Annotated in this window: 14 protein-coding genes; 4 read left to right on the top strand and 10 right to left on the bottom strand. The window is 51.2% G+C overall.

The features are described 5' to 3' along the window. Nucleotides 1-145: 145 nt before the first annotated feature. Complete coding sequence (locus tag On2M_RS10490; protein WP_210904796.1) at nucleotides 146-9,478, top strand: autotransporter outer membrane beta-barrel domain-containing protein; 9,333 nt, start codon at nucleotides 146-148, stop codon at nucleotides 9,476-9,478. A 111-nt stretch (nucleotides 9,479-9,589) separates the two neighbouring features. Here On2M_RS10490 and On2M_RS10485 read toward each other — a convergent pair whose 3' ends face one another. The 6 genes from On2M_RS10485 to rclA all read right to left on the bottom strand — a co-directional run bounded on the left by On2M_RS10485 (nucleotide 9,590) and on the right by rclA (nucleotide 14,633). Beyond that, complete coding sequence (locus tag On2M_RS10485) at nucleotides 9,590-10,357, bottom strand: EAL domain-containing protein (protein WP_151218703.1); 768 nt, start codon at nucleotides 10,355-10,357, stop codon at nucleotides 9,590-9,592. 101 nt (nucleotides 10,358-10,458) lie between these two features. After that, nucleotides 10,459-11,040 (bottom strand): helix-turn-helix transcriptional regulator, encoded by a 582-nt coding sequence (locus tag On2M_RS10480; RefSeq protein WP_187252857.1) that lies wholly within the window; start codon nucleotides 11,038-11,040, stop codon nucleotides 10,459-10,461. Nucleotides 11,041-11,060: 20 nt separating this feature from the next. After that, the gene (locus On2M_RS10475; RefSeq protein WP_151224896.1) at nucleotides 11,061-11,756 is read right to left on the bottom strand and encodes a pilus assembly protein PilZ; all 696 of its coding nucleotides are present in this window, start codon (nucleotides 11,754-11,756) and stop codon (nucleotides 11,061-11,063) included. 576 nt (nucleotides 11,757-12,332) lie between these two features. Next, a complete protein-coding gene (gene rclC, locus On2M_RS10470) occupies nucleotides 12,333-12,893 on the bottom strand; it encodes a reactive chlorine resistance membrane protein RclC (protein WP_151218700.1) in 561 nt (186 codons plus the stop codon). Nucleotides 12,894-12,904: 11 nt separating this feature from the next. Then, nucleotides 12,905-13,141, bottom strand: coding sequence for a reactive chlorine resistance periplasmic protein RclB (gene rclB, locus On2M_RS10465; RefSeq protein WP_219608504.1), 237 nt, complete (start codon nucleotides 13,139-13,141; stop codon nucleotides 12,905-12,907). A 166-nt stretch (nucleotides 13,142-13,307) separates the two neighbouring features. Continuing rightward, complete coding sequence (gene rclA, locus On2M_RS10460; RefSeq protein WP_151218698.1) at nucleotides 13,308-14,633, bottom strand: reactive chlorine resistance oxidoreductase RclA; 1,326 nt, start codon at nucleotides 14,631-14,633, stop codon at nucleotides 13,308-13,310. 235 nt (nucleotides 14,634-14,868) lie between these two features. Here rclA and rclR point away from each other — a divergent pair, with 235 nt between their 5' ends. Next, nucleotides 14,869-15,723, top strand: a complete 855-nt coding sequence (gene rclR, locus On2M_RS10455; RefSeq protein ID WP_151218697.1) for a reactive chlorine-specific transcriptional regulator RclR — start codon at nucleotides 14,869-14,871, stop codon at nucleotides 15,721-15,723. 661 nt (nucleotides 15,724-16,384) lie between these two features. Here the strand turns inward: rclR and On2M_RS10450 are convergent. The 4 genes from On2M_RS10450 to On2M_RS10435 form a co-directional block, all read right to left on the bottom strand. Then, nucleotides 16,385-19,528 carry a CusA/CzcA family heavy metal efflux RND transporter gene (locus tag On2M_RS10450; RefSeq protein ID WP_210904795.1) on the bottom strand — a complete coding sequence of 1,048 codons (3,144 nt, stop codon included), beginning with the start codon at nucleotides 19,526-19,528 and terminating at the stop codon, nucleotides 16,385-16,387. An 11-nt stretch (nucleotides 19,529-19,539) separates the two neighbouring features. Further along, nucleotides 19,540-20,832: an efflux RND transporter periplasmic adaptor subunit gene (locus tag On2M_RS10445; protein WP_210904794.1), complete on the bottom strand. Its 1,293-nt coding sequence runs from the start codon at nucleotides 20,830-20,832 to the stop codon at nucleotides 19,540-19,542. A gap of 76 nt (nucleotides 20,833-20,908) precedes the next feature. Then, a complete protein-coding gene (gene cusF / locus On2M_RS10440; protein WP_151218694.1) occupies nucleotides 20,909-21,256 on the bottom strand; it encodes a cation efflux system protein CusF in 348 nt (115 codons plus the stop codon). Nucleotides 21,257-21,288: 32 nt separating this feature from the next. Beyond that, nucleotides 21,289-22,671, bottom strand: a complete 1,383-nt coding sequence (locus tag On2M_RS10435) for an efflux transporter outer membrane subunit (RefSeq protein ID WP_210904793.1) — start codon at nucleotides 22,669-22,671, stop codon at nucleotides 21,289-21,291. Between the two features lie 195 nt (nucleotides 22,672-22,866). On the opposite strand from On2M_RS10435, the gene cusR reads away from it, so the two are divergent. Further along, nucleotides 22,867-23,550 (top strand): copper response regulator transcription factor CusR, encoded by a 684-nt coding sequence (gene cusR, locus On2M_RS10430; RefSeq protein ID WP_151218692.1) that lies wholly within the window; start codon nucleotides 22,867-22,869, stop codon nucleotides 23,548-23,550. Then, nucleotides 23,540-24,991, top strand: coding sequence for a Cu(+)/Ag(+) sensor histidine kinase (locus On2M_RS10425; protein ID WP_210904792.1), 1,452 nt, complete (start codon nucleotides 23,540-23,542; stop codon nucleotides 24,989-24,991). Before cusR ends, On2M_RS10425 begins: the two co-directional genes overlap by 11 nt. Nucleotides 24,992-25,108 lie beyond the last annotated feature (117 nt).

The following is a 25,108-nucleotide window of genomic DNA, read 5'->3' as shown; positions in this document are numbered from 1 at the left end:
TTCGGCTCATTTTTAATTCCGCACCGCACGGAAGGAAATCCCATTTCCCAAAATTTATTACCGGGTAGCACATCCGCGTGCCAGCCATAGCCAACAACTCAACGTATTAACACATACATAACAGGAATGTAGACAAGGGTTATATATGAACAAAGTTTACAGCATTATTTGGAACGCGGCGCTCGGTATCTGGGTAGTCGTTTCTGAATTAACCAAAGGCAAGAAAAAAAGCAGTTCGCGAAAAACTGTCGCCGTACTGGCAGCTGGCGCATTAAGCGGTGCGTCAATGCTGGCTTCGGCTACTCCAATTGTCGATATCGGTGAGCACAATATTTTTATCGACTACCAGACAGGTATTTCCGCTGGAATATATGAGGATGTCCACGACTATGGTTTCTTATATGAAGATAACACCACCGGTCAGGCACTTAATATCAGTGGCGCAATCCCAACATTTAGTCCAGGCCAAAGCGGCGTTGTTGAATCAACCACTATCCGGGAGTTGCTGGAAAGTGGCAAAATCACGCTGCAGGCTACCAGCCCTGACCAAAGCGTTAAAACAATCACCACTGCTGAAGATCTGGCGGAATACCTGACTTACAACCAATCGTCAACGCCGTCACAGAGCACAGAATTTGCTATCAACGACCCGGCGTTTCCCGGCGAAACAACAACCATCAAAGTCTTTGATACTAATGCGTTAAGTGGCTTTCTTACCGAAGCGCAAATCGGCGATGCGGTATTAAACACCTATGATGCACAGAAGTCAGAAATCTATAAGCAATTTGGTATCGCGCTGGCGACCAATAGATCCATTGCTAACCTGAATATTGGCAACGACACGCTCAATGTTCGCGACCAGCTCAATACCATCGAGTTACTGGCCAAAGACTCCTCCTTACTGGAGGCTCAGGATGCGGGTAGCCAGGTAAACTGGCAATCGGATAACTACATCAAATTTAACGCAGCTCCGGTTGTGCCGCCAAAAATGTTCTCCGGTTCAAAGCAAACATCCGTGTTTGGCGATGATGTGACGCTGATGACCTACGGCTACGATGCGGAGGGTCAGGTAGTCGAAACCGGTGAACGCACGTTTAGCATTACCAACACGCAGGAGCTGGCCGATTTCAACGACTGGCTGCTGGGCAATAGCGACGACGCGGCAGAAAACCCTGAAGGCGAAAAAGTCAGCCAAATCCAGCTGTGGCTGGATGCAAAGGAGGTGACGACCGTCACCGCCGCACAAACCAAGTACGCCGGGCTGATTGATAGTCTGATCAATTCCAGTAAACCCGCTGACGTGCTCAGTTGGGATTACGAGGTCTGGACTGACGGCGAGTCGCATACCAACAACGCCACCGCCGGTCGTGGTGAGCTGCATGCTATCTACGCCAATGGTGCGGGCACCTCCGGCACTCTGAATAAAGACGCGATTATTGCCGTTGACGGCAGTATTAATGGCGTGATGAAAGCCATTGATGGTGGGGTTATCACTAACCTGGGCGAACTGAACGCATTGCGTACTTCGACCGGGCAGAGCCTGGCGATTGGTATGCTGGCTAAAGATGCGACGGCAACCAACAGCGGGATCATCAACTCCGGGCTGTTTATTGATAAAGACGGTAACCAAAACGTCAACAGCTATGGCGCATTTGGTATGCAAGGGCAAGGCACCAGTCAAGTCACCAACGAAGGTACCATCAACCAGGCGATAACCACCGATAACTTCGGCACCGCTTCTGCGGCCGATCCCTGGAGCAAAGACGACCCCGCAGGCTCGCTGACGCTGGCCATTGGTATGCAACTGTCTGACAATGCGCAAGGGGTCAACAACGGCGATATCAACGTCGTGGACGGGAGCAAAAACGGTGCATCCTATGCTAAAGGTACCGCCTATGGCGTAGAAGTCGCCGACAATGCCACCTTTACCAACAGCGCGGATGCCACTATTTATCTTGGTCGCAACGCAAGCGCTCCCTCTAAAGATGTCACCATGGCTGGCGGTTCCAGCCTGAGTGCCGGGATCATGACCAAGAGCGCCAAAGAGGTGATTAACAACGGCCTTATCACGCTGGGAACCGGCGTACGTAATGCTGCAGGTATTCTGATTGGTAACGCGGCCGGCAATGTATTCAATACCGGAAATATCGTGCTCAATGGCGATTCCAGCGCAGGCAACATTAAGAATTACGGCATCACCGTGCGTGATAGTGGCGCTGAAAATAATCAGGAAATCCGCAATGACGGCAAGATAAACGTCAATGGCACCAACAACGTCGGGATCCACGTAAGCGCAACGCACAAAAATGCCGAAGCCACCACCAGCGATGCTGGCTCTATCATCGTGGACGGTGAAGGTAGTGTCGGGAACCGTAACTATGCCGTCTGGGCTGAGGGTGGCAAAGATGGGAAGGCGGTGGTCAACGTCTATTCCAACATCACGCTAAACAAAGCCGGGAACATCGGTGTACACGTACGTGATAACGCCGTCGCTAACGTCGACAACCTGAGTAGCCCGGCATTCAACAGCACCGATCAGATTGGCTACTACCTGTATGGTAAAGGCGCGACTGCCAATATTGGTCAGGCAGTAATGAATGACAACGGACAGGATCGCACCACCATTTTCCGTATTGCCAATGGCGCAATGCTGGCCGGTAACACCACCACGCCTGACGGTCAGGCCAGCTCTAACCTTGAACTGACCTTAAACGGCGAACAGTCCGTTGGCGTATTTGCAACGGGCGCAAACAGTAAAGTTGATACCGGCGAAGCCACGTTCACCGTGCAGGGTACCGACTCCGCCGCACTGCTGATAGAAGGCGGTGCCACAGGTAACATCAGCGATAAAACAACCATCAATTTAACCGGTGAAAGGACCGTTGCCGGGGTTGTGGATGGTCAGGCACATCAGTTGAATGGCAGTGCAGAGGGTAGCGCCGTTGCGACTACTCTCACTTCAAACGCAAAAATCACTTCAGAAGCTACCGGCAACAAGGTCATTGCCTATGTGGCAAGGAACCAGGGCAGCCTGATCCTCGATACTCAGGCGAGTATCGATCTTGCCAGCACCGACAGCATTGGGGTTAACGTGCAACAAGGCGGGAGTTTAACCAATAACGCGACTGCTGCCTTACATGTGAGTAACGGCATCGGCGTACAAGCTTCTGGTTCGAACGCACAAATTAAAAAACTGGGTCAGATTCAAGTCGATGACGGAACCGCAGGCGTTCTGCTGACCAATGGTGCCAGTTTGAGTATTACCGGTAATGCCGGCGATGCCATCACGACCGATGGTTCGGCTGATGGTATTCGCCTCGATACAGGGGCCGGTAAGCTGGCTGCAAAAGGGGTAACGATTAGCGCGAAAGGGACTGGCGCGGGCATTCAAAACAATGCCAACAATAACGACATCACGCTCAACGACGTCACGATCAACGCCAACGATGGTCCGGGGATCCGTACCAGCGTCGCGCTGAACATGAAAGATGGGTTGAACAATATTCTCAACGTTAGTGGTAAAGGTACCGGCTTCGCCTTTGAACAGCGCAATGGTGACGCGGTGACGGGCAATCTGACCATCGGTAAAGGCTATACCATTGAGGTATTGAACAGCGAAGGCAGCGGGATTCGCGCCAATACTAACGGGCGCATCACCACCAATGCCGATATTAACGTGCATGACAGCGCAGGCGGTTCGGCAATCATCGCAAAAAACGTCAGCGCATTGACCAACAGTGGCAAGATTATCTCTGCAAGCACCACCTCCCCGGTAATCGACGCCAGCGGAGACAGCAGTAAAGCCATTACCAACACCGGAACTCTGGAGGCCATCAACGACACGGCGGTGGCCATTCAGTCCGGTACAGGCAATGACACTATTGATATCAGCGGCGGTGTCACCAGCGGCGTAATCAATACCGGTGCAGGTGCAGACACCTTCAACTGGCGCAGCGGCACCTATGCCGGCGAAGTGAATTTCGCCGGTACTGGCGGCAACAATAAAGCTAACATCGGCAATGTGACGCTGGATAAAACGCGCCACATCATTACCGCTGCGGGTACGGACAACGCCCTCACCTTTACCGATACAAAAGATGCGAAGATTGGAACGCTGGTCAGTGACAACCTGACTACCGGCACGAATATTGGCACCGGCTGGGATTCGCTAACCCTCAGCGGGTCAAACGCGGATGTCCGCATCGTTGAAAACCTGAATCTGGCAAGTAAAACTATTGCCGTAAACAATGGCGCCACGCTGCGCACCGGCGACCACGTTGAGCCAACCAGTACTGCCGCCAGTATTGGCAACTACGATGTCACAACCCAGGGCGCAGGCAGCAGGGTTATCTTCGATACCCAGGGGGATACATCAGCAGCGCAGATCTATCGCGGTATCATTAGCGGTGACGGGAAATTTGAACGCGCGGCGGGCGGCACCACGGTCTTTACCGCCAACAACAGCTACACCGGCTCTACCACTATTGATCAAACCGGCACGCTGCAGTTAGGTGACGGCGGGAATGAAGGTGAAGTAAGCGCCGTGTCTGACATCACCGATAACGGCGTGCTGGCGATTAACCGCGCTAACACCGTGCTGCTCAATGGCGTGCTCTCGGGCATTGGCGCGCTGAAGCAAATTGGTGACGGCATTACCCGACTGAACGGCAACAACACCTATACCGGTGATACCACCGTCACCAACGGTACGCTGCTGGTAAATGGCGATCAGAGCGCCGCGCGCGGCGCGACCACCGTCAGCGGCACCTCCACTCTGGGTGGGAATGGCATTATCGGCGGCAACGTGCTGATGAACGATGCCACGACTATCAGCGCTGGTGATGGCGGTGCGGGGACGTTATCCATTAACGGCAATCTGCAGCTTGGCAGCAAAACGACCTCTGCTTTCGAACTGGGTCAGGCCTATACGCCGGGCGGTGCGCTAAACGATCTGATTAACGTCGCAGGCGATTTGCAACTGGACGGAACTCTGGATGTTACTACTTCACAGGGCGGTAGCTTCGGACCCGGCGTATACCGTATTTATAACTACGGCGGGACATTGAATAACCAGACGCTGGATCTGGGCGTTGTGCCGGACAGTCAGGATAAGAGCAACATTTTTGTCCAGACCTCTATCGACAAACAGGTCAACCTGGTGAATGCCAACGGCGTTACCCTACACTTCTGGGACGGCGCAACCATCAATCAGAACCACGGCGCGTCCGGCATTGAAGGCGACAGCAAAATTGACGGCGGCGACGGCAAATGGATGGCGATTGGCAGCCAGGGTGATAACAACTGGACCACCGCAACGGGCGACGGTAACGCGCCGTGGGCGCAGAAATCCTTTGCGATCTTCACTACCAAAGGCGGGACCGTCACCGTGGATAACGCTGCGGGCGAAGTTCACTTCTCCGGGGCGCAGTTTGATGCCGATGGCTATGTCGTGAGAGGTGACACACTTAACGCGCATGCCACAACGGAAACAGCGACCCACGCAGGCCAGACGCCGGGGACCGGTGAACTGTTGCTACGCGTTGGTGCCGGTGGCGCAGGGCAAAACTATACCGCAACCATTGAGTCCGTCATCCGCGAAGCCAGCACGAATGACAAGCTGACGCTGGTGAAAACCGACCTGGGTCGTCTGATCCTCAGCGGTGATAACGAGTATCGCGGCGGCACGCGCATTGACGGTGGTACGTTACAAATCTCTGCCGACAGCAACCTCGGCCAGAGCGGTACCGACCTGGCTATCAATAACGGCTCCACGCTGCAGATGGGCGCGGACCTGACCAGCAATCGCACCATTACGCTTGGCGCGAATGAAAACGCGGCGGTGTTTGACCTTAATTCGCACCACTTCACGCCAACCGGTGAGATTACCGGCGACGGTAAACTGAAAGTCACCAGCAGTTCAAGCGATGCGGGCAGTACTCTGTCGCTTGAGCGCGCGAACAGCTACAAAGGCGACACCGAAATTGCCGGCACCGGCAATGCCAACAATGTGGCGGTCAACGTCAGCAAAACCGGCGCGTTCGGCAGTAATGAGAGCAGCACCGTGAGCGTCAACAACGGTGCAACCCTCAACGTCAGTGGCGCGGAGACCAGTCTGCAATCTCTGACGATAAACATCGCCGACAGCCTGTTAACGTTGGCCGATACCGTGACTGCCGCCAGCGCCAAACTGCACCTGACGGGCACAGCGAAAGCGCTGTTAACCAATAACGCCACTGCGGGCAACGCGACGGTTAGCGTAGCGAAAGACAGCACGCTGGCACTGGAAGAAAACGCCAGCGGCGGCAATGCCGATGTAACTAACAGCGGACTGATGACCTTTGCTGACCAGGCAATGGCAGAGAATACCGTCGTTAAAAACCTGGCGGGTGGTATGGTTGATGTGAGCGCAGTCAACAGCGCAACGTCTATCGGTTCGTTGTCCGGCGCGGGTAATGTCGAACTGGGCAATAGAGAATTGTCGCTGGGGAATCTGCATCTGGCCGACACCATTAGCGGTATTATCAGTGGCAACGATGGCAGCCTGGTGAAAATCGGCGACGGCACGTTAACGCTGACGGGCGACAACACCTGGACCGGCACCACGGACGTTAACGAAGGCGTGCTGCTGGTCAACGGTAATCAGTCTGCAGCGACCGGTCAGGTGACGGTGAAATCCGGGGCCACGCTCGGCGGTAACGGTATTATCGGCGGCGCGGTTGATGTGCTGGACGATGGTCATATTACCGCCGGGGCCGCCATCAACAGCGTGGGCAAACTGACTACTGGTTCACTGACGCTGAGCGATAACGCCCAACTGGATTACCAGTTTGGTCAGGCTTATACCCCCGGCGGCGCGTTCAACGACCTGATCGACGTGAATGGCGATCTGACGCTCGACGGTAAACTCAACATCGAGACCTCTCCGGGCGGAAGCTTTGACGTTGGCGTTTATCGCGTCATCAACTACACCGGCACATTAACCAACAACGTGATGGATATTGCTAACGCGCCGGAAGCCGCGGACAGTTTGTACGTACAAACTTCGGTCAAAAACCAGGTTAACCTGGTCAACCATGCCGGACTGACGTTGCGCTTCTGGGACGGTACCGGCGGTGAGAATGGCGAGCTGAAAAACAACGGCGTCATCAACGGCGGCGACGGTATCTGGCAATCCAGCCAGGGTAACGACAACTGGACAACGGATGAATCGACGCCAGAAGGCGCATTGAACGCACCGTTTACCGATGCCGCATTCGCCGTCTTCCAGGGCGAAGCGGGTAACGTAACCGTCGATAACAGCCAAGGCGATGTCATCATCAGCGGCGCGCAGTTCGCTACCGATGGTTATCGCGTCGGCGGGGAGGCCATCACTACCGATACCGCCAATACGCTGATTCGCGTCGGCGATGGCACGGTAGATGGCGCCAGTTACACCGCCACCATCGACAGCGTGATCCGCGGTACTGGTGGCCTGAATAAAGGCGATCTCGGTACACTGATTCTCACCGGCGACAATACTTACAGCGGTGGCACCACCATCACCTCAGGTACGTTACAGGTGGCGGGCGATGCCAACCTCGGTGCGGCAGATACGGGAATTACCTTCAACGGTGGTACGCTGAAATATGGCGAAGCGTTTGATACCGCCCGTCAGGTAACGCTGGAATCCGGCGGCGGGACATTCGACACCAACGGACATGACGTTTCTCTACTGACGGAAGTCGAAGGTAACGGTCAACTGACCAAAACGGGCAAAGGCTCCCTCACCCTGACGCTGGATAACACCTACACCGGTGGCACCACCATCGAACAAGGCGTTTTACAGCTGGGTAACGGTGGTGATATCGGCAGCATTCAGGGGGATATCGTTGATAATGGCGTACTCAACGTTAATCGTGGCGATACCCTGGCACTGACCGGAAATATCAGTGGCAAAGGCCAGCTGCATCAGACCGGTAGCGGTGTGACGGAGCTGCAAGGTGAAAACAGCTACAGCGGCGCAACGCTGATTGCCAACGGCGTGCTGCAGGCGGGGAATACCAACACTCTGAGTGCGGCATCGCACCACTACGTTGTCGCGGACAGCACGCTGAACACGCAGGGCTATAACCAGACGGTAGCGGGACTGAGCAACGGCGGCGATGTATCGCTCATCGGTCAGCAACCTGGCACAACCTTAACCGTCAAAGGGGATTATACCGGCGAAAAAGGCACCATCAATATGGCGGCTATCCAGAACGATAGCGGCGCAGGTATTGCCGACCGTCTGATTATTGATGGCGGTAAAGCCAGCGGCAATACGCTGCTGGATGTCGATGGTTCCGGTCTTGGCGCACCGACCATCGGTGATGGTATCGAAGTCGTCACCGCACTCAACGGTGCAACCACCACAGCGCAAACCTCGCGGGACGCCTTTCATCTTGCCGCAGAGCGTATGGCTGCGGGCGCATTTGAGTACCAACTGCATGCCGGGAATGCGCAGGGTCAGGGCGAAAACTGGTATCTGAGAAGCGAATACCGTCCAGAAACCATGCTGTATTCTGGTCTCGCCAGCGTGGTTCGTCAGGGGGACATCAGCCTGTTAGGCAACATGCACCAGCGTATGGGCGACGAGGTTAAACCGGGACTTGATGAAGACAATCGCGCCTGGGCCAGAATGATTGGCTACTCCGGTAAAACCAAACTGGATGATGCGGCCGGGACGCAAACCAGCACCCATACCATGGGTATTCAGGTTGGCGTCGATATGTATGCGAACGAAAGCTGGAAAGCCGGGATGTATACCAGCATCCTGGATATCGACAGCAACGTGAAAGGCACGAAAACCGGCAGCGACGGCAAAGGCGGCAATATCGACGACAACGCGTTTTACGTCGGCGGTTACGCTACCTGGTTCTCGGGTGACGGCATGTATGTTGATAACGTCCTGCAGTACGGTAACCATAAATCCCGCCTGGCGGCGACCGGTAATAACGGTTCGTATACCGTCAAAGGCAACACGTTGACGGCATCGACAGAGGTGGGTAAATCGTTCCGTTTAGGCGCCAGCGCATGGAGTCTGGAACCGCAGGCTCAGTTGATCTATCAATACAGCGACTTTGATAACGGTACGCTTGATGGTGTGACCCAAACGAAAGTGAAAATGGATTCCGCGGATTCCTTTACCGCGCGTCTGGGCGTGCGTCTGGTCGCTGACTATGACACCACTCATGGCAAATTCCAGCCATACGGCAGAGTCAACGTCTGGCAGGGTCTGGGTTCAAAAGACAAAACGCACTTTAGCAATGCGGTAGCTACCACCACGCTTGAGTCTTCACAACAATACTCCAGCACTGAAGTTGCAGCCGGCCTGTCATGGTCTATCGACAGAAATCTGCAGGTCTACGGTGAACTGGGTACACAATTCAGCAACGGTGGCAGTAAGTCGCAGGTCGAAGCACCGGTCAATGCATCTATCGGCTTCAAGAAATCGTTCTAAGCTGACATAAACTCGCCAGCCCCCTGTTAAGCAGGGGGCTTTTTTTTGCCTTTCAGGGCTACGGACTGGCAGCAACGAAGTGATGATTGAAGAGGTTAAAACCTGGAGGGATTAACGATTATAGTGCGTTAAGAGTAACGGGATCTCTTCTGCTAACACCGGAGGAGAAATGAAAAATCCTTGGATTTTGTCACAACCCATCTGCATCAAACGGTCCAGTTCGGATTGGGTTTCCACCCCTTCGGCAAGAACTTCAATCCCAAAATTGTGCGCCAGTGAAATGATACCCTCCACAATCTTTGTTGAGCGGGTGTCGGGTTCAATGCCGGTGACAAATTCTTTATCGATTTTTAAGGTATCAAAAGGATACTTCAACAGGTAATTAAGATTAGCGTGCCCGGTTCCAAAATCGTCAAGAGCAAGTTTGACCCCTATCGCCTTCAGCTCCTTCATATTTTTAGCCGCGACCAGACTGTCGCACAGCGGTGACGTTTCCGTGACCTCTACCTGACATCGGTTGGCCGGCAAACCACAGGTGATAAGATTTTTTCTGACGCGTTGAGGTAACAGAGGATCGCAAAATTCAAGTGCGGAAATGTTGATTGATAATACCAGGTAATCTGGCCAGCGGGTTGCAACATCCCATGGCGTGCAGCTAACCATATCTTCAATTGAAAGGATATTGCCGCTGTCCTCCAGTAACGTAATAAAAACATCGGGAGAGATCATACCCATCTGAGGACTATTCCAACGCATTAACGCTTCAAACCCGCTAATACACTGAGTACGCAAATTAAAAATGGGCTGATAAACCATATAAAGCTGACTGGTATTCAATGCTTTTTCAAGCGCGGTTAGCACCTCACTGGAATTAAACATTCACCTTCCCCTCGACAAATCATGAAAATTTAAAACCAGTCAACATCACTCCCGAATTGTATCTACTATTAGGTGTGTTACATCAGATAAGAATAGTCAGGTTACGGTAAAAAAGACGTTCGATGAGTAAATCTGACAATTAATTTATTTAAATCAGAAGTATTAGTCAGCCCAAGCTTGGCGACGACCCGCATCTTATGAGCCTGAATAGTTTTATAGTTCAGGCTCACCAACTCAGAAATTTCTTTGGCGGTATAACCATTTACCAACAAATTCAGAATCTGCTGCTCTCTCTCAGTTAGTTTCTTCTGCGAACGATATAGTCGGGGATTCCATTTCCCGACCGTTAACGACGCCAATTGACCGAAATCACGCAGTGAAGATTTCTCGGTCAAAACTATTGTTTTCTCGACATATAATAACTCCACACATAATTTTGCCACCAAACTATCAGCAATAATTACCACGACGTTATTATAAAACTTAAATCGGTTTTTATTCAGAAAATCTACAATAGCTGAGCACGGTTGTTCATTATCAATGATATTAAAAACCATAGTTTGATGCTGGCATAATGATGACTGATGCAACATATCCTCAAACTGGAATGTTTGTATCGGTACATGTTTGCTTGTCAGGTAGGCGAACAGACCGTTGCCCACAAAATTATCACTACCACACATCAACATCCTGTTCACCACTCCTATAAGCTTTTAATCTTGTTACTCATTAAAAATTTAATAATAATCTTCTCGACTTCAGTCTCTTCACGACGGTTTTTAAAATCGAACCCACACGAAATCTGATGGCAGGAATACAATTGATTATCTTCATCAAATTCGTTGATCGCGACGACATCAATAACTTTTAAATCCAACTGCAAACTGCCAAACGTGTCAAAATCCAGTGAAGCGCTTTTAATCACCGCATCTTTGTAAAGAAAACGGGCGTTAACATCTTCAGCGATTAACGCACAACCACCCTGAGAGATGTTTTTAATCTTCAGCGAGTAGTTTTCTCCGTTCTTGTAACGACCAAAACAGAAAAAGTCATACCCCTTCATGAAGGAAAAACGCTGGTTTTGTCTCTGCTGGGCAAAGAAAATCAAATCCGGGATGAGGTAGGATAATCCCACTTCCGCACCTGTTAATGGGGTTTGTTCGAATCTGGCACTAAATTTTACAATCCCGCTTTCACTATGCAGGATAAAGTATTGGACCTTTTCAGGTACAATGTCTTCGTGTCCGGAGATAACAAACCGCTCGAAATCAACCTTCTCTAACTGAGTGATAACGCTACTGTTTTCACATAACACTTCCAGTTTCGTTTTCTTGTGCAGCTCTTCACGAAGGGTAGCTATGATTTCAAACTTGTTGTCCTTTGCTAATCCAAAGCTCATTCTAAAACCCTTATTTCCATATTTAAGACATGTCTTGCTATTGGTTACTCACAAAACGCGAGATCAGCATCCACCCTTGGTGCTTAATTACCATAGTGGATTCCATGTCGAACAGTTGGTTAAAAATTAAGTTTTTAGCTATCTTTAGCCATTTATTGATACGTAAAAACATTTAATCAACGTTAATTTTAGCTGAAGCCATGCTTAAAACCATGCGAACGTGTTGATTAATTATAACAAAAATGAATAACAATCAATTTTGAGATGTCATTTTGAGATAACAAATAGTAAGAATTGCACAGAAAAAAATTGAGGGAAATGAGTGAGTTTTGATGAAGGAACTATGCAGTTTGCGAACTGGCGCACTATCGAAAGAAGAAATAAAATACTTACGAAACCATATTATTAATCATCAATATAACCTCCACAGGTTATTGTGATAAAGTGAATTATTTTATTTCGCATGTAAAATAATTTCCCTTAGGGCAGAAAAAAGGCCAGCGTCCTGCTGGCCCGGTAATTACCGAATCGAACTATAGAGGCTTACTATCTTACAGAGGGTACAACGTTAAAAATTCAATACTTTTGCTTAAGAATTGATCGGGATGAATCTGCGATGATCATCACCGCTCCCGCCAACATTAATGTGTCTTTCAACACCAGACGCCCGGCTCCGGACAAGTAAGGAAAACCGTGGTGCAAATCTCCCAACGGCATCACCCATGCTTCTGGTGTAGTAATTAAAAATGATAACGTAACAATCGGCGTGGCAAATGCCAGTATGCCACCCAGTAATCCCAACCAACGACTAACAGGATTAGCCAGCACCAGCAATGCGATAAGCACTTCGACTACGCCCAGGCCATTGGAGAACGTATACGTGTTATTCGCCTTCTGCCATTCACGCTCCTGCGGTTTAAACTCACCTTCGTGGGTTAAGTGCTGCTTATATTCTGTGGGATGTTCGTAGAAAAATGACATTACCGGACTATTGGCGACAAATGGCGTAATACTGTCTGCTTCGTAAGGTACAAACTTCAACAGACCAATCCACATAAATACAAGGGCAATGCTGAGACGAATCAACGTTAATCCAATTCTATCGCCCTTGCCGAGTAAACGCAGATACTTTTCCATGCAGATGCTCCTCACTTATACAAAATTGCCGTAGCGTGAGTACTGCTGTCTATACGCATTGAAGTAATTTTCCACGAAGTGGCATCCTTTTCCTGGGCTAGTTTTGCGATGGCATCCTCAACGACAGAAGGTGCCGCGGCAATTGCCGACACGCTGACGCGAGCGACTTCAACCGGCTGTTGTGCCAGAGCAGAAAATGTTACCGGCGCAGTGAGTAAAGCAGTCAACAATAATGAAGTTTTAAGCATGTTCATTTCTATTTCCATTAACAAGTGATTTCAGTCTCAATAGAATAAAACATCGCTGTTTATCTTATTTACTGCATAACGCCAGAAAAACTGTTCATGCGTATTACTTTATTTATGATAAAAAAAAGCCCCACACAGGTGGAGCAATCATGCAGCTACATTATTATTATTTTACGAGAGAGAAGAGATCGTTGAGTGATTCACTCATACTCGGATGCGTAAATATTTGATCGCGCAGTGTGGTGAAAGGCAAACCAGCATCCATAACGGTCTTAATAATATTAATCATCTCATGAGAATCCACGCACAGCAGGGATACGCCTAATATCTGTTTCGTTTCGCTATCTACCACCGCTTTAAGTACGCCACGCGTGTCATTCATCACCCGTGCTCGCGGGATAGCCGCGACAGGCAGAGTGACTACCTGTACCACCGCGCCGCTGGCGCGAGCTTGCTCTTCGGTCATCCCCACGCGGGAAAGCGGCGGGGTCATGAAGACAGAATACGGTATATTTTGACGATCGCCGGTGTGACGTAACCCCTCGCCTAACAAGTTATCACGTACAATACGGAAGTCATCCAGCGAGATATAAGTAAATTGTAATCCCCCCGTCACATCGCCCATGGCCCAGATATTGTCTGCCGAGGTACGCAAATATTTATTCACCACAATAGCGCCGTGTTCGTTGACATCCACACCCGCGTTTTGCAACTGTAGATTTTCAGTCGCCGGTTTGCGGCCAGATGCCACCAGCAGCGCATCCACAGTCTGAGCCCCTTCCGGCATTTGCACCTGCACCTCGCCGTCGTGGGATGAAACCGCCTGCACCCTTGCATTGAGGATAATCTCAACCCCTTTGTCGCGTAAAATGTTAGCGATAGCTTCGGCAATATCCCGATCTTCGCGCGCTAAAAACTGTGGCGCAGCTTCATAAATGGTGACCTTGCTGCCGAAGTTGGCAAACATTGAAGCGAATTCGACACCAATATACCCGCCGCCCAAAATCCCCAAACGTTCCGGACGGTGCGTCAAATTTAACAGCCCGGTGCTGTCAAACACGCCAGGTGTGGTCGTTAACCCGGCCACGTTCGGCATCGTTGCCTGTGCACCGGTATTAATAAAGATCTTCTCGCCGCTTAGCTCAAGCTCGCCGGTTGGCTGCATGACCCGCACTGTATGGTTATCAATGAATTCTGCACGACCTTCAATCACATCCACGTTTTCCAGATCGGCAAGATTATGGAAGTTTTTATCACGCAGAAAGCTGACAACAGAGGCCTTGCGCTGCATCGCCGCGGCAAAGTCATGCTGAAGTTCAGCATCGTGTACCAGGGTTTTGGTTGGAATACAGCCGATATTGATACATGTTCCGCCATACATGGTGTTTGACTGTTCAATAATCGCCACTCGCCAGCCCGTTTTCGCCAGGGTAGCCGCCAGCGTTTTACCCGCTTTGCCAAATCCGATAACGATCGCCTGATACTGATTCATGCTGTCTCTCCGCCATGTCACTGTTCGTTTGTTGAACTGAATTATAGGTTTAGCGATGCAGGAACAATGTATCTATAACGCGCCAATTACTGTCAGATCGTCTAAAACACCATTTTTTCGCTTCCACTCAACTCTGCGAGAAAATAAGATAATCACATAAATATATTAATAAAATTATGAATAGCATATTTTTTTCATCTTGATCAGCACCAACAAAAACTGCCCAGGAGTCTTTATGGATGCACTTAGCCGATTACTTACGCTTAACGACCCGCAGGGCTCGATAGATCAAAACTGCCTGCTGAGCAGGGACTGGCAACTACCTCATGCAGCGGGTGAACTGTCCGTTATTCGCTGGCATACGGTAACCCAGGGATTCGCTCAACTGGATATGCCTGACGGAACATCTTCCACGTTACGCCCTGGAACAATAGTCATTCTGCCGCAAAACTCCGCACATCGGCTGTGTCAGACAGGGGAAGAGCAAACGCATATTGTCTGTGGGAGCCTGCGATTACAGACATCTTCACGCTATTTTTTAACCGCGCTTCCGGAAGTATTATTACTGGCGCCTGAGGAGAACAGCCCCGTCAGCCATTGGTTGAAGGCCATGATTGCGCTATTGCAGGAGGAATACATCAACAACCTGCCTGGCTCCAGCATCGTTTGCAGCCAGCAATGCGCGACGCTGTTCGCGTTAACTGTCCGCGAGTGGCTTGCCCAGTCGACCCCTGCGAAAAATGTGCTGAATTTACTGCTGCACCCCAGGCTGGGAGCCGTTGTATTCATGATGCTGGAGTCACCAGCTTTTGCCTGGACCGTCGAAGAACTGGCAAAACGTGCACACATGTCGCGGGCCAGCTTCGCACAGCTATTCCGTGAAGTATCAAATTCCACGCCGCTGGCGGTGTTAACCGCGCTACGCCTTCAGTTCGCCGCCCAGATGCTGTCACGTGGTACACAGCCGTTGATCGTGATTGCCGAGTCGGTGGGTTACGCCAGCGAATCGTCGTTTCACAAAGTCTTTTTACGGGAATTTGGCTGCACGCCGGGCGAGTACCGCAAACGCGTGAAAGCGTTGGCGGCATAACGCAACGCCTGCTTCAGCAGTAAAACCGAGGCAGGCGAGTAATGCCAGTTAGTTAAACATTACAGGGAACATGTGATTCCGGCTCAGGGTTCCGTTCACCTTATGTGTGTCATTTCTCTGAGGCACTGATACCCGTGAACGAGCAAGGGAGGCTCACCTCTTACGGGGCCAGCGCAAGCGCTGTTCAAAATTGCTCCCGGCAATTTTGTCATTCGTCTTATGCCGTCTGCCTGTCGGGTTGGGGTCATCGCTGCAACGCTCTGACTTCCAGTTAAATCTGCGTTGCTGTTCAGATATATTCAAATAAAAATACAGGTGGTCAGGTGTGGGCTGGTCCGGCTGAAAATTGCCGACGTGTTTCCGTAAGGCCGGGAGAGCCAGCATGGATGCTGGCTCAGGGCGCGTTTTGCAGGGACGCTACCTCGCGCCCGGCCCGGTAACCTGGAGGAATAAGCGGAGGGTATTGCGTAGCAACAATTTTCCCGCCGGGAGCCGGGATTGTTAAGGGTACGGCGATAGTACCCTTAACACGTTCACTGGCAGTATGGTTTCAGAGAAGTGAAAAACATAAGGTGAACGTAGCAATGCGACGGAGGCAACAGATTCATTACCTCCGGTTCATTAACTGATAAGTATTAAGGCAGGCGAGCACTTCATGGCATTACTTTTGGCCGCGATGCCTGTGCAGCCACATCAGCTTATAAGCGGCCGGAATAATGAACAGTGAGAGCAATGGTGCGGTGATCATGCCGCCAATCATCGGCGCGGCTATGCGGCTCATGACTTCTGAGCCAGCTCCCGTCCCCCACAAAATAGGCAGCAGACCCGCAATAATTACCGCCACGGTCATCGCTTTCGGACGCACACGAAGCACCGCACCGTGATATAACGCCTCATCCAGCTTATCTGCGGTAAAGGTTTGCGGATTCTCCAGCGCGGGTTCGGCTTCAATGGCGTGGCGCAAATACATCAGCATCACCACGCCAAACTCTGCAGCGACGCCGGCCAGGGCGATAAATCCGGTTCCGGTCGCAACCGACATATGGAACCCCATCCAGTAGAGGAACCAGATCCCCCCCACCAGCGCAAAGGGCACGCTGGTGATAATCAACAGCGCTTCGCCAAAGCGGCGGAAAGCCAGATACAGCAGGACAAAAATAATCATCAGCGTCATCGGCACCATCAATTTGAGCTTATGACTGGCACGTTCAAGCAGCTCGAACTGCCCGGAAAACGCCACGCTGGTCCCCGGCTTTAACTGTACCTTTTCAGCAATTGCCTTTTTCAGATCGTTCACCACCGAAACCATGTCACGATCGCGTGCGTCGATGTAAATCCAACTGGTGGGTCGCGCATCTTCGGTTTTCAACATCGATGGACCTGAAACCACCGTCACATCTGCAACATCAGCCAGCGTGATTTGCTGCTTCATGGGCGTCAGGATCGGCAGAGTACGCAGCGCTTGCGGATTATCGCGATAGCTCTGCGCATAGCGAAGGTTAATCGGATAACGTGCAATCCCTTCTACCGTTTCGCCGACCATTGCACCTCCGACCGCTGAGGTGACAAACAGTTGCACTGCGCCGACGGTCATGCCGTAGCGAGCCGCTTTCTCCCGATTAATATCCACATTGATATAGCGCCCCCCGACCAGGCGCTCAGCAAGCGCAGAAGAGACGCCCGGCACGGTTCTGGCCACCTCTTCAATTTGTTCCGCCGTGGCGTCGATATCAGCCAGAACGTTACCTGACACCTTTATCCCAATGGGGCTTTTGATGCCGGTAGAAAGCATGTCGATACGATTACGAATAGGCGGAACCCACAGATTCGCCAGCCCCGGCAAGCGCACGGTTTTGTCGAGTTCGGCGATAATTTTGTCCATCGTCATACCCGGACGCCACTGCTCCTGCGGCTTCAGTTGGATCGTCGTTTCAACCATTTCCAGCGGTGCGGAGTCTGTTGCGGTTTCTGCCTTACCGGTTTTACCAAACACGCGCGCCACTTCCGGCACGGTCATGATCAGCTTATCGGTTTTTTGCAGCATATCCGCCGCCTGCGCTGCCGAGATCCCCGGGAGGGTTGAAGGCATATACAGCAGATCGCCTTCATTAATTTGCGGCAGGAATTCACCGCCGACTTTATTCAGCGGGTAGATAACCGTAAGTATTGAAAGCACCGCCACCAGAATGGTGGTCTTGGGCCAGTGCAATACCTTCAGCAATAGCGGGTGGTAAATACGGATCAGGAAACGGTTAAGCGGGTTGCTGCTTTCTGCAGGTATTTTTCCGCGGATCCAGAATCCCATCAGGATCGGAATAACCACGATGGCCAGAAACGCCGCACCTGCCATGGCATACGTTTTGGTGAACGCCAGCGGGCCGAACAGTCGCCCTTCCTGCCCCTCCAGCGTAAAGATGGGGATAAATGACAGGGTAATAATCAACAGGCTGATGAACAGTGCCGGACCAACCTCTACTGAAGCGTCGGTAATCACCTTCCAGCGCGTTGCATTATCCAGTTTTTCATCCGGATGCTGATGCCCCCATTCTTCCAACCGCTTATGGGCGTTTTCAATCATCACGATGGCGGCATCAACCATCGCCCCGACGGCAATGGCAATGCCCCCCAGCGACATGATATTGGCGTTCAATCCCTGGAAATGCATCACGATAAACGCGATACACAGCCCCAGCGGCAGGGAAATAATCGCCACTAATGCCGAACGCAGATGCCACAAGAACAGCGCGCACACCAACGCAACAACGATAAACTCTTCCAGCAGCTTGTAGCTCAGGTTATCAATGGCGCGATCGATGAGCTGGCTGCGATCGTATGTTGTAACTATTTCTACGCCTTCCGGCAGACTGCTTTTCAACGTGTCGAGTTTGGCTTTAACCGCGGAAATAACCTCACGCGCATTTTTACCGGACCGCAGAATAACCACCCCGCCCGCCACTTCGCCTTCGCCGTTCAGTTCGGCAATCCCACGGCGCATTTCCGGCCCAATCTGCACACGCGCCACATCACGCAGGTAAACAGGCACACCATCGGCCCCGGTTTTCAGGACGATATTATTGAAATCATCAAGCGTTTGTAGATATCCACTCGCGCGGACCATATATTCCGCCTCAGCCATCTCGACAGACGAGCCGCCCGCTTCCTGATTCGACGTGTCCAGCGCAGACTTCACCTCCGCCAGGCTAATACCATATTGCGTCAACTTCATGGGATCGATAACGACCTGGTACTGTTTAACCACGCCGCCTACCGAGGCCACCTCAGCCACGTTAGGAATCGTTTTTAACTCATATTTTAAAAACCAGTCCTGCAGAGAACGTAATTCTGCCAGGTCATGTTTCCCGCTGCGATCCACCAGCGCGTACTCAAAAATCCAACCGACACCCGTGGCATCCGGTCCCATTTCCGCGCTAACGCCTGTCGGTAATTTTCCCTGCACCTGGTTGAGGTACTCGAGGACGCGCGAGCGTGCCCAGTAAGGATCGGTGCCATCCTCGAAAATGACATATACGTAGGAATCGCCAAACTGCGAGAACCCACGCACCGTCTTCGCGCCCGGTACCGACAGCATGGTGGTAGTCAGCGGATAAGTAACTTGATTCTCGACAATTTGCGGCGCCTGTCCCGGATAGCTGGTTTTGACGATCACCTGCACATCAGAGAGATCGGGCAGCGCATCAACCGGGGTATTGATGATGGTCCAGGTTCCCCAAATACTGAGAAACAGCGCCCCCATCATCACCAGAAAACGGTTTGCCACCGAGCGGCGGATAATCCATTCAATCATTTATCATATCCTCAGTGTGAATGGGTCGCCTGGGCTGGCATTGCGGCTGCGTCTTGCGCACCACTGTTCTGCGCACGCATGCGGTCCAGTGCGCCGGAGATATTCGCCTCGGAATCAATCAGAAACAGACCGCTGGAGACCACTTTTTCACCTTCAGTCAGACCTGATCGAATAGCAGTAAGTCCTTGAGAATCATGGAATACTGTAACCTGTTTCGGCACAAATCGACCGTCGTTATCGACGGTGATCACCCGCTGCTCGGTGCCAGTATCTATCAATGCCTTAGAGGGAATTAGCAACATCGGTTCGCTTTGCGTTTTCAGTTGCAGGTAAGCATTCATCCCCGGTTTGAGCGCCTCGTCAGGATTATCGACCTGTAAACGGATCTGGAGCGTACGCGTGGTAGCATCAACGCTGGGTAAGATACTCCACTTGCTGATGGTGAAAGGCTTATCCGGCCAGGCGGGCACAGTGATGGTAAATTGCGAGGCGTCTTTAATCAGCCACGCGATGGATTCCGGAACCGACGCGCTGACCCAAACCGGATCCATCCCCTGAATTTTCGCAACCACATTGTCTTTGGAAATGTTCATTCCGGTACGTAAATCGAATGCGGTGATCACCCCATCAATGGGGGCTTTCAGGGTAAAGCGAGTCTGAATTTTACGTGTCGATATTAAGCGCTGGATATCCGCCTCAGGCATACCGGCCAGACGTAATCTCTCCAGAATCCCTTCCACCTGCGTCGCACTGCCGCCGGTCTCTCGCAGCAATAAATATTCGCTCTGTGCCTCAACCCAGTCAGGGATCGTCAGGTCGATAAGCGGCGCACCTTGCTTAACTTTGTCACCCACGGTTAGCGGGTATACCTTCTCGATAAAACCTGCAGAGCGAGCCTGAACAATAACGAACTGGTATTCGTTGTAGCTTACGTTAGCCGGGAAAGTTTGCGCATAGTGCAATGGCCCACGACGCACCGGTTCAGTTTTTAGCCCTAAATTCTGGGTCTGAGTGGGGTCGATGCGCACACCAGTCGCTGACACGCTCGCGGTCTCTTCATCGGCATATTTCGGGATCAAGTCCATATCCATAAACGGCGATTTACCCGGCTTATCAAAGCGCGTATTCGGATACATGGGGTCGTACCAGAACAACACTTTTCTGTCTTCTTTTTGCGAAGTCAGCCCAGTTTCAGCCGTTATTTTTGCTGATGAATAATAAGTATAAATACCGACAGAAATAACCCCACCGGCAATCATGCTGGCGAGAATAAGCGCGGTATTTTTAATCGTTAAAGACGCCATAGTGATTTCCATTGCGCGATAGTCTCACCCGCATTACGAAGAATCCGGGCAAGAATAAAAGAGACCTACGGGAACGTTATTTACTGATATGAATATCGCGTAGCACAGAGAGATTACCCTGCTGAATAAACGTAAACGCCACCTTATCGCCGGACTGAATATCGTCAGCTTTAGTGTCAGCAACCAGCGTGAAACGCATGGTCATGGCCGGCCAGTTCACTGCCGGAATAGGGTCATGTTTAATCGTGATTTTTTTACTTTCCATATCAACAGATTCAACCACCCCAGTGGCGCTAATGACCTGTTCCTGTTGAGCTGCTGGCTGCATACTCATCATCTCTCCATGTTGATGCTCATTGGCCTGAGCGTTAAACATGACCGCAGAGAAAAGGCTAAACAACACGGCTTTGGCAGTAGTATTCATTATTAATGCTCCTGAAAAATTAATATTAAGGATTACTCCACCCAACCGCCGCCTAAGGCAGCAAACAGCTTAATTTCATTAACCTGCTGGGCGTAATTAAGATCGAGCAGCGATTGCTGCGTGGCGAATAAAGAACGTTCGGCGTCCAGGACTTCGATATAACTAACCGCACCATGTTGATAAAGCGCTCTGGCGCGTTGCAGCGTGATTTGCAATGACTGCAGATAACGCTGCTGGCCGCTAATTTGATCGGCAATGCTTTGGCGCAACGCCAGCGCATCCGCCACCTCTTTAAATGCGTTCTGTATTTTTTGTTCATAATTCACCACCGATTGCTGTTGGCGAATTTCAGCGAGGTCGAGATTGGACTGATTACGTCCGGCGTTAAAAATGGGAATATCTATTTTGGGGACAAAATTCCACATGCCGCTGGCGGCATTAAATAGGCTGGAGAGATCGCTGCTGCTACTGGACACAGAACTGGTCAAGGTTATTGACGGGAAAAACGCTGCCCGTGCAGCGCCGATATTGGCATTCGCCGCCATTAATCCGTGCTCTGCTTCCAAAATATCCGGGCGCTGCAACAGTATTTGTGACGAGAGCGATGGTGGCAGCGTTACGGGTTTAATATCCCCGTGGCTGCGCATCTGGTCGTTGGGTAATTTCCCGTATGTGCCCAGCAACAGTTGCAGCGCGTTGTTCGCCTGCGCCAGTTCGCCTTTACGCTTCGCGATTTCGCTGCGTGTGCTTTCAATCACGCCCCGCGCCTGTTCCAGCGCCAATACGTTGGTGCTGCCGGTTAGCAGTTGTTTCTCCACAAAAGCGTAAGAACGCTGATAGTTTTGCAGCGTTTCCTCGGCAATTTTAAGCTGCGCATACGCCAGACGCTGATTGAAATAACTTTGCGATACATTGGAGATTAATGAGATGTGTACTGCCCGACGCGCCTCTTCGCTGGCAAAGAAGTTCTGTCGCTCGGCTTCACTCATATTCTTCAGCCGACCAAAGAAGTCCAGATCGAAACTGAGATTCAGCCCGGCCTCGAATTCTTTCTTTGTGCTGGTATCGCCTTTTAATTTACCGCTGTAAGTACTGCTGGAACCTGCCGTTATTTGCGGGTAGCGATCGGCGTCCGTGACCCCATATTGCGCTCTCGCCTCCTGAACTTTCAGCACAGCCATACGTAGATCGCGGTTGTTGACCAGCGCCTCGCCAATCAGCGCCTTTACCTGTGAGTCAACGAAGAAAGTCCGCCACCCCGTGTCCTGATATCCCATCGGTGCAGAAATCAGGGCATTCTGACTCGAGGAGAATTGTTGCGGTACCGGCAACGCCGGGCGCTGATATTCTGGAGCCAATGAACAACCGGCGAGAATGAATATCGCGCTGAGGGTAAGAAGCTTAAATTTGCTCATAGTTCTTCTCGTCCTGACCGGACTGATGACCCTGAAATAAGTGGGAATTTATAGTGTTGTACTTTAACGAAACGACTCTGTTTAAGCGGTGACAGGAAAATGACAAAACTGTCATTTTCCCAATAACCGTTTGCTATCCGATCCCGCATCCCTAGAATTGAAAGTCCGCACACCCTGTGCGTGAAGGAGAATACGATGAAGGTTTTGATAGTCGAAGATGAGAAAAAAACCGGTGAATACCTGACGAAAGGCCTGACGGAGGCGGGTTTTGTCGTGGATTTAGCGGATAACGGCCTGAACGGGTACCATCTTGCGATGACCGGCGATTACGACCTGCTCATACTCGACATCATGCTGCCGGACGTAAACGGCTGGGATATCGTGCGGATGCTGCGTTCCGCCAACAAAGGGATGCCCATTCTTCTTCTCACCGCGCTGGGCACCATTGAACATCGGGTTAAAGGTCTGGAGCTCGGCGCGGATGATTACCTGGTTAAACCGTTCGCCTTCGCTGAGCTGCTGGCGCGGGTCAGAACGCTGCTGCGCCGGGGCGCGGCGGTGATCGTCGAAAGCCAGTTTCAGGTCGCAGATTTAATAGTTGATCTGGTGAGCAGAAAAGTCATCCGTAGCGGTACACGCATCACCCTGACCAGCAAAGAGTTTACCCTGCTTGAGTTTTTTCTGCGCCATCAGGGGGAAGTGTTACCCCGCTCGCTGATCGCCTCCCAGGTCTGGGACATGAATTTTGACAGTGATACCAATGCCATCGACGTCGCCGTGAAGCGTCTGCGCGCCAAAATTGATAACGACTTTGAGCCAAAACTGATTCAGACCGTGCGCGGTGTGGGCTATATGCTTGAGGTTCCCGATGCGCGGTAAACGATGGCGACGCCCTTTTTCGCTGGCAACACGACTGACCTTTTTTATCAGCCTGGCGACCATCGCTTCATTTTTCGCCTTTGCATGGATAATGATCCACTCTGTTAAGGTCCATTTCGCCGAACAGGACATTAATGATTTACAACAGATCAGCGCCACGCTGGAGCGAATTATTAACCAACCCAATGAGCCAGAATCACGTCGTCTGGAAACGCTAAAAAACGTGGTAGCAGGTTACTCGAACGTCATTATTTCGCTGGAAGATAGCAATCAGAAGGCTATTTTTCATTCGCCCAATGCCCCGGATCTCCGGCAATTTATCGCCAGCGCAAAGCCGGATAAAAATGCCCATGTCAGTGATGTTTTTATTATCTCTGGCCCAACGCTACAAACGTCCCAACATCTTCATGGACAGAAAACGTCGTCGAACTGGCGAATGATTCGCCTGCCGGTAGGACAGCTTGCTGATGGAAAAGCGGCGTATACGCTGTATCTGGCGTTATCGATAGACTTTCATTTGCACTATATTAACGACCTGAAAAACAAACTGATTATGACGGCATCGCTAATTAGCATGATGATTGTTTTTATCGTGCTGTTCGCCGTGTACAAAGGTCATGAACCGATCCGTAACGTCAGTCGCCGCATCCAAAATATCACCTCGAAAGATCTCGATGTGCGTCTCGATCCGCAGGCTGTGCCTATTGAACTGGAACAACTGGTCAGTTCGTTTAATCACATGATCGAGCGTATCGAGGACGTATTTAAACGTCAGTCGAATTTCTCGGCGGATATTGCCCATGAGATCCGCACCCCCATCACCAATCTGGTCACACAAACGGAAATTGCGCTCAGCCAGACCCGCAGCCAAAAAGAGCTGGAAGACGTGCTGTATTCCAATCTCGAAGAATTTGGTCGTATGTCGAAAATGGTCAGTGACATGCTGTTTCTGGCGCAGGCGGACAATAATCAGCTAATCCCGGAGAAGACAGCGCTGAATCTGGCTGATGAGGTGGGGAAAGTGTTCGACTTTTTCGAAGCCTGGGCAGAAGAGCGCGAGGTCGGCTTACGTTTTGAAGGACGCGCATGCTGGGTTTCAGGCGACCCGTTAATGCTACGCCGGGCGGTGAGTAATCTACTTTCAAACGCCCTGCGCTACACGCCAAAAGGCGAGTCGGTCACCGTGCGAGTGAAAGACGCGGATGACCAGGTCCAGATAGTCGTGGAAAATCCCGGCCCCCCAATCCCCCCTCAGCATCTCCCCCGACTCTTTGACCGATTTTACCGGGTAGACCCTTCACGCCAGCGTAAAGGTGAAGGCAGCGGTATTGGGCTGGCGATTGTGAAATCAATTGTCATCGCCCATCAAGGAAAAGTGGCGGTCACCTCCGATGCCCGCTCCACCCGCTTTATTCTGACGCTACCCAAGCACGCAGTATAATTCCTGGTGATGACGTTTCGGCGTCATCCTTATTCTCTGACACAACCGTCATAATCCTGTCACGTCACTGACTGTCCTCGCTCTTTATAATTTCTTCCGTAAACCCATACAGGAGAA

Source organism: Citrobacter sp. On2M, from assembly GCF_018035235.1.
In the GTDB taxonomy this organism is placed as follows: domain Bacteria; phylum Pseudomonadota; class Gammaproteobacteria; order Enterobacterales; family Enterobacteriaceae; genus Citrobacter; species Citrobacter meridianamericanus.
Note: the sequence above shows the minus strand (reverse complement) of the source record. Positions and strands in the feature narration are given on the sequence as shown.

Excerpts from the sequence above, each read along its gene's own strand:
- On2M_RS10490 (WP_210904796.1), top strand. The coding sequence starts at position 146 with ATGAACAAAGTTTACAGCATTATTTGGAACGCGGCGCTCGGTATCTGG.
- On2M_RS10485 (WP_151218703.1), bottom strand. The coding sequence starts at position 10,357 with ATGTTTAATTCCAGTGAGGTGCTAACCGCGCTTGAAAAAGCATTGAAT.
- On2M_RS10480 (WP_187252857.1), bottom strand. The coding sequence starts at position 11,040 with ATGTGTGGTAGTGATAATTTTGTGGGCAACGGTCTGTTCGCCTACCTG.
- On2M_RS10475 (WP_151224896.1), bottom strand. The coding sequence starts at position 11,756 with ATGAGCTTTGGATTAGCAAAGGACAACAAGTTTGAAATCATAGCTACC.
- rclC (WP_151218700.1), bottom strand. The coding sequence starts at position 12,893 with ATGGAAAAGTATCTGCGTTTACTCGGCAAGGGCGATAGAATTGGATTA.
- rclB (WP_219608504.1), bottom strand. The coding sequence starts at position 13,141 with ATGCTTAAAACTTCATTATTGTTGACTGCTTTACTCACTGCGCCGGTA.
- rclA (WP_151218698.1), bottom strand. The coding sequence starts at position 14,633 with ATGAATCAGTATCAGGCGATCGTTATCGGATTTGGCAAAGCGGGTAAA.
- rclR (WP_151218697.1), top strand. The coding sequence starts at position 14,869 with ATGGATGCACTTAGCCGATTACTTACGCTTAACGACCCGCAGGGCTCG.
- On2M_RS10450 (WP_210904795.1), bottom strand. The coding sequence starts at position 19,528 with ATGATTGAATGGATTATCCGCCGCTCGGTGGCAAACCGTTTTCTGGTG.
- On2M_RS10445 (WP_210904794.1), bottom strand. The coding sequence starts at position 20,832 with ATGGCGTCTTTAACGATTAAAAATACCGCGCTTATTCTCGCCAGCATG.
- cusF (WP_151218694.1), bottom strand. The coding sequence starts at position 21,256 with ATGAATACTACTGCCAAAGCCGTGTTGTTTAGCCTTTTCTCTGCGGTC.
- On2M_RS10435 (WP_210904793.1), bottom strand. The coding sequence starts at position 22,671 with ATGAGCAAATTTAAGCTTCTTACCCTCAGCGCGATATTCATTCTCGCC.
- cusR (WP_151218692.1), top strand. The coding sequence starts at position 22,867 with ATGAAGGTTTTGATAGTCGAAGATGAGAAAAAAACCGGTGAATACCTG.
- On2M_RS10425 (WP_210904792.1), top strand. The coding sequence starts at position 23,540 with ATGCGCGGTAAACGATGGCGACGCCCTTTTTCGCTGGCAACACGACTG.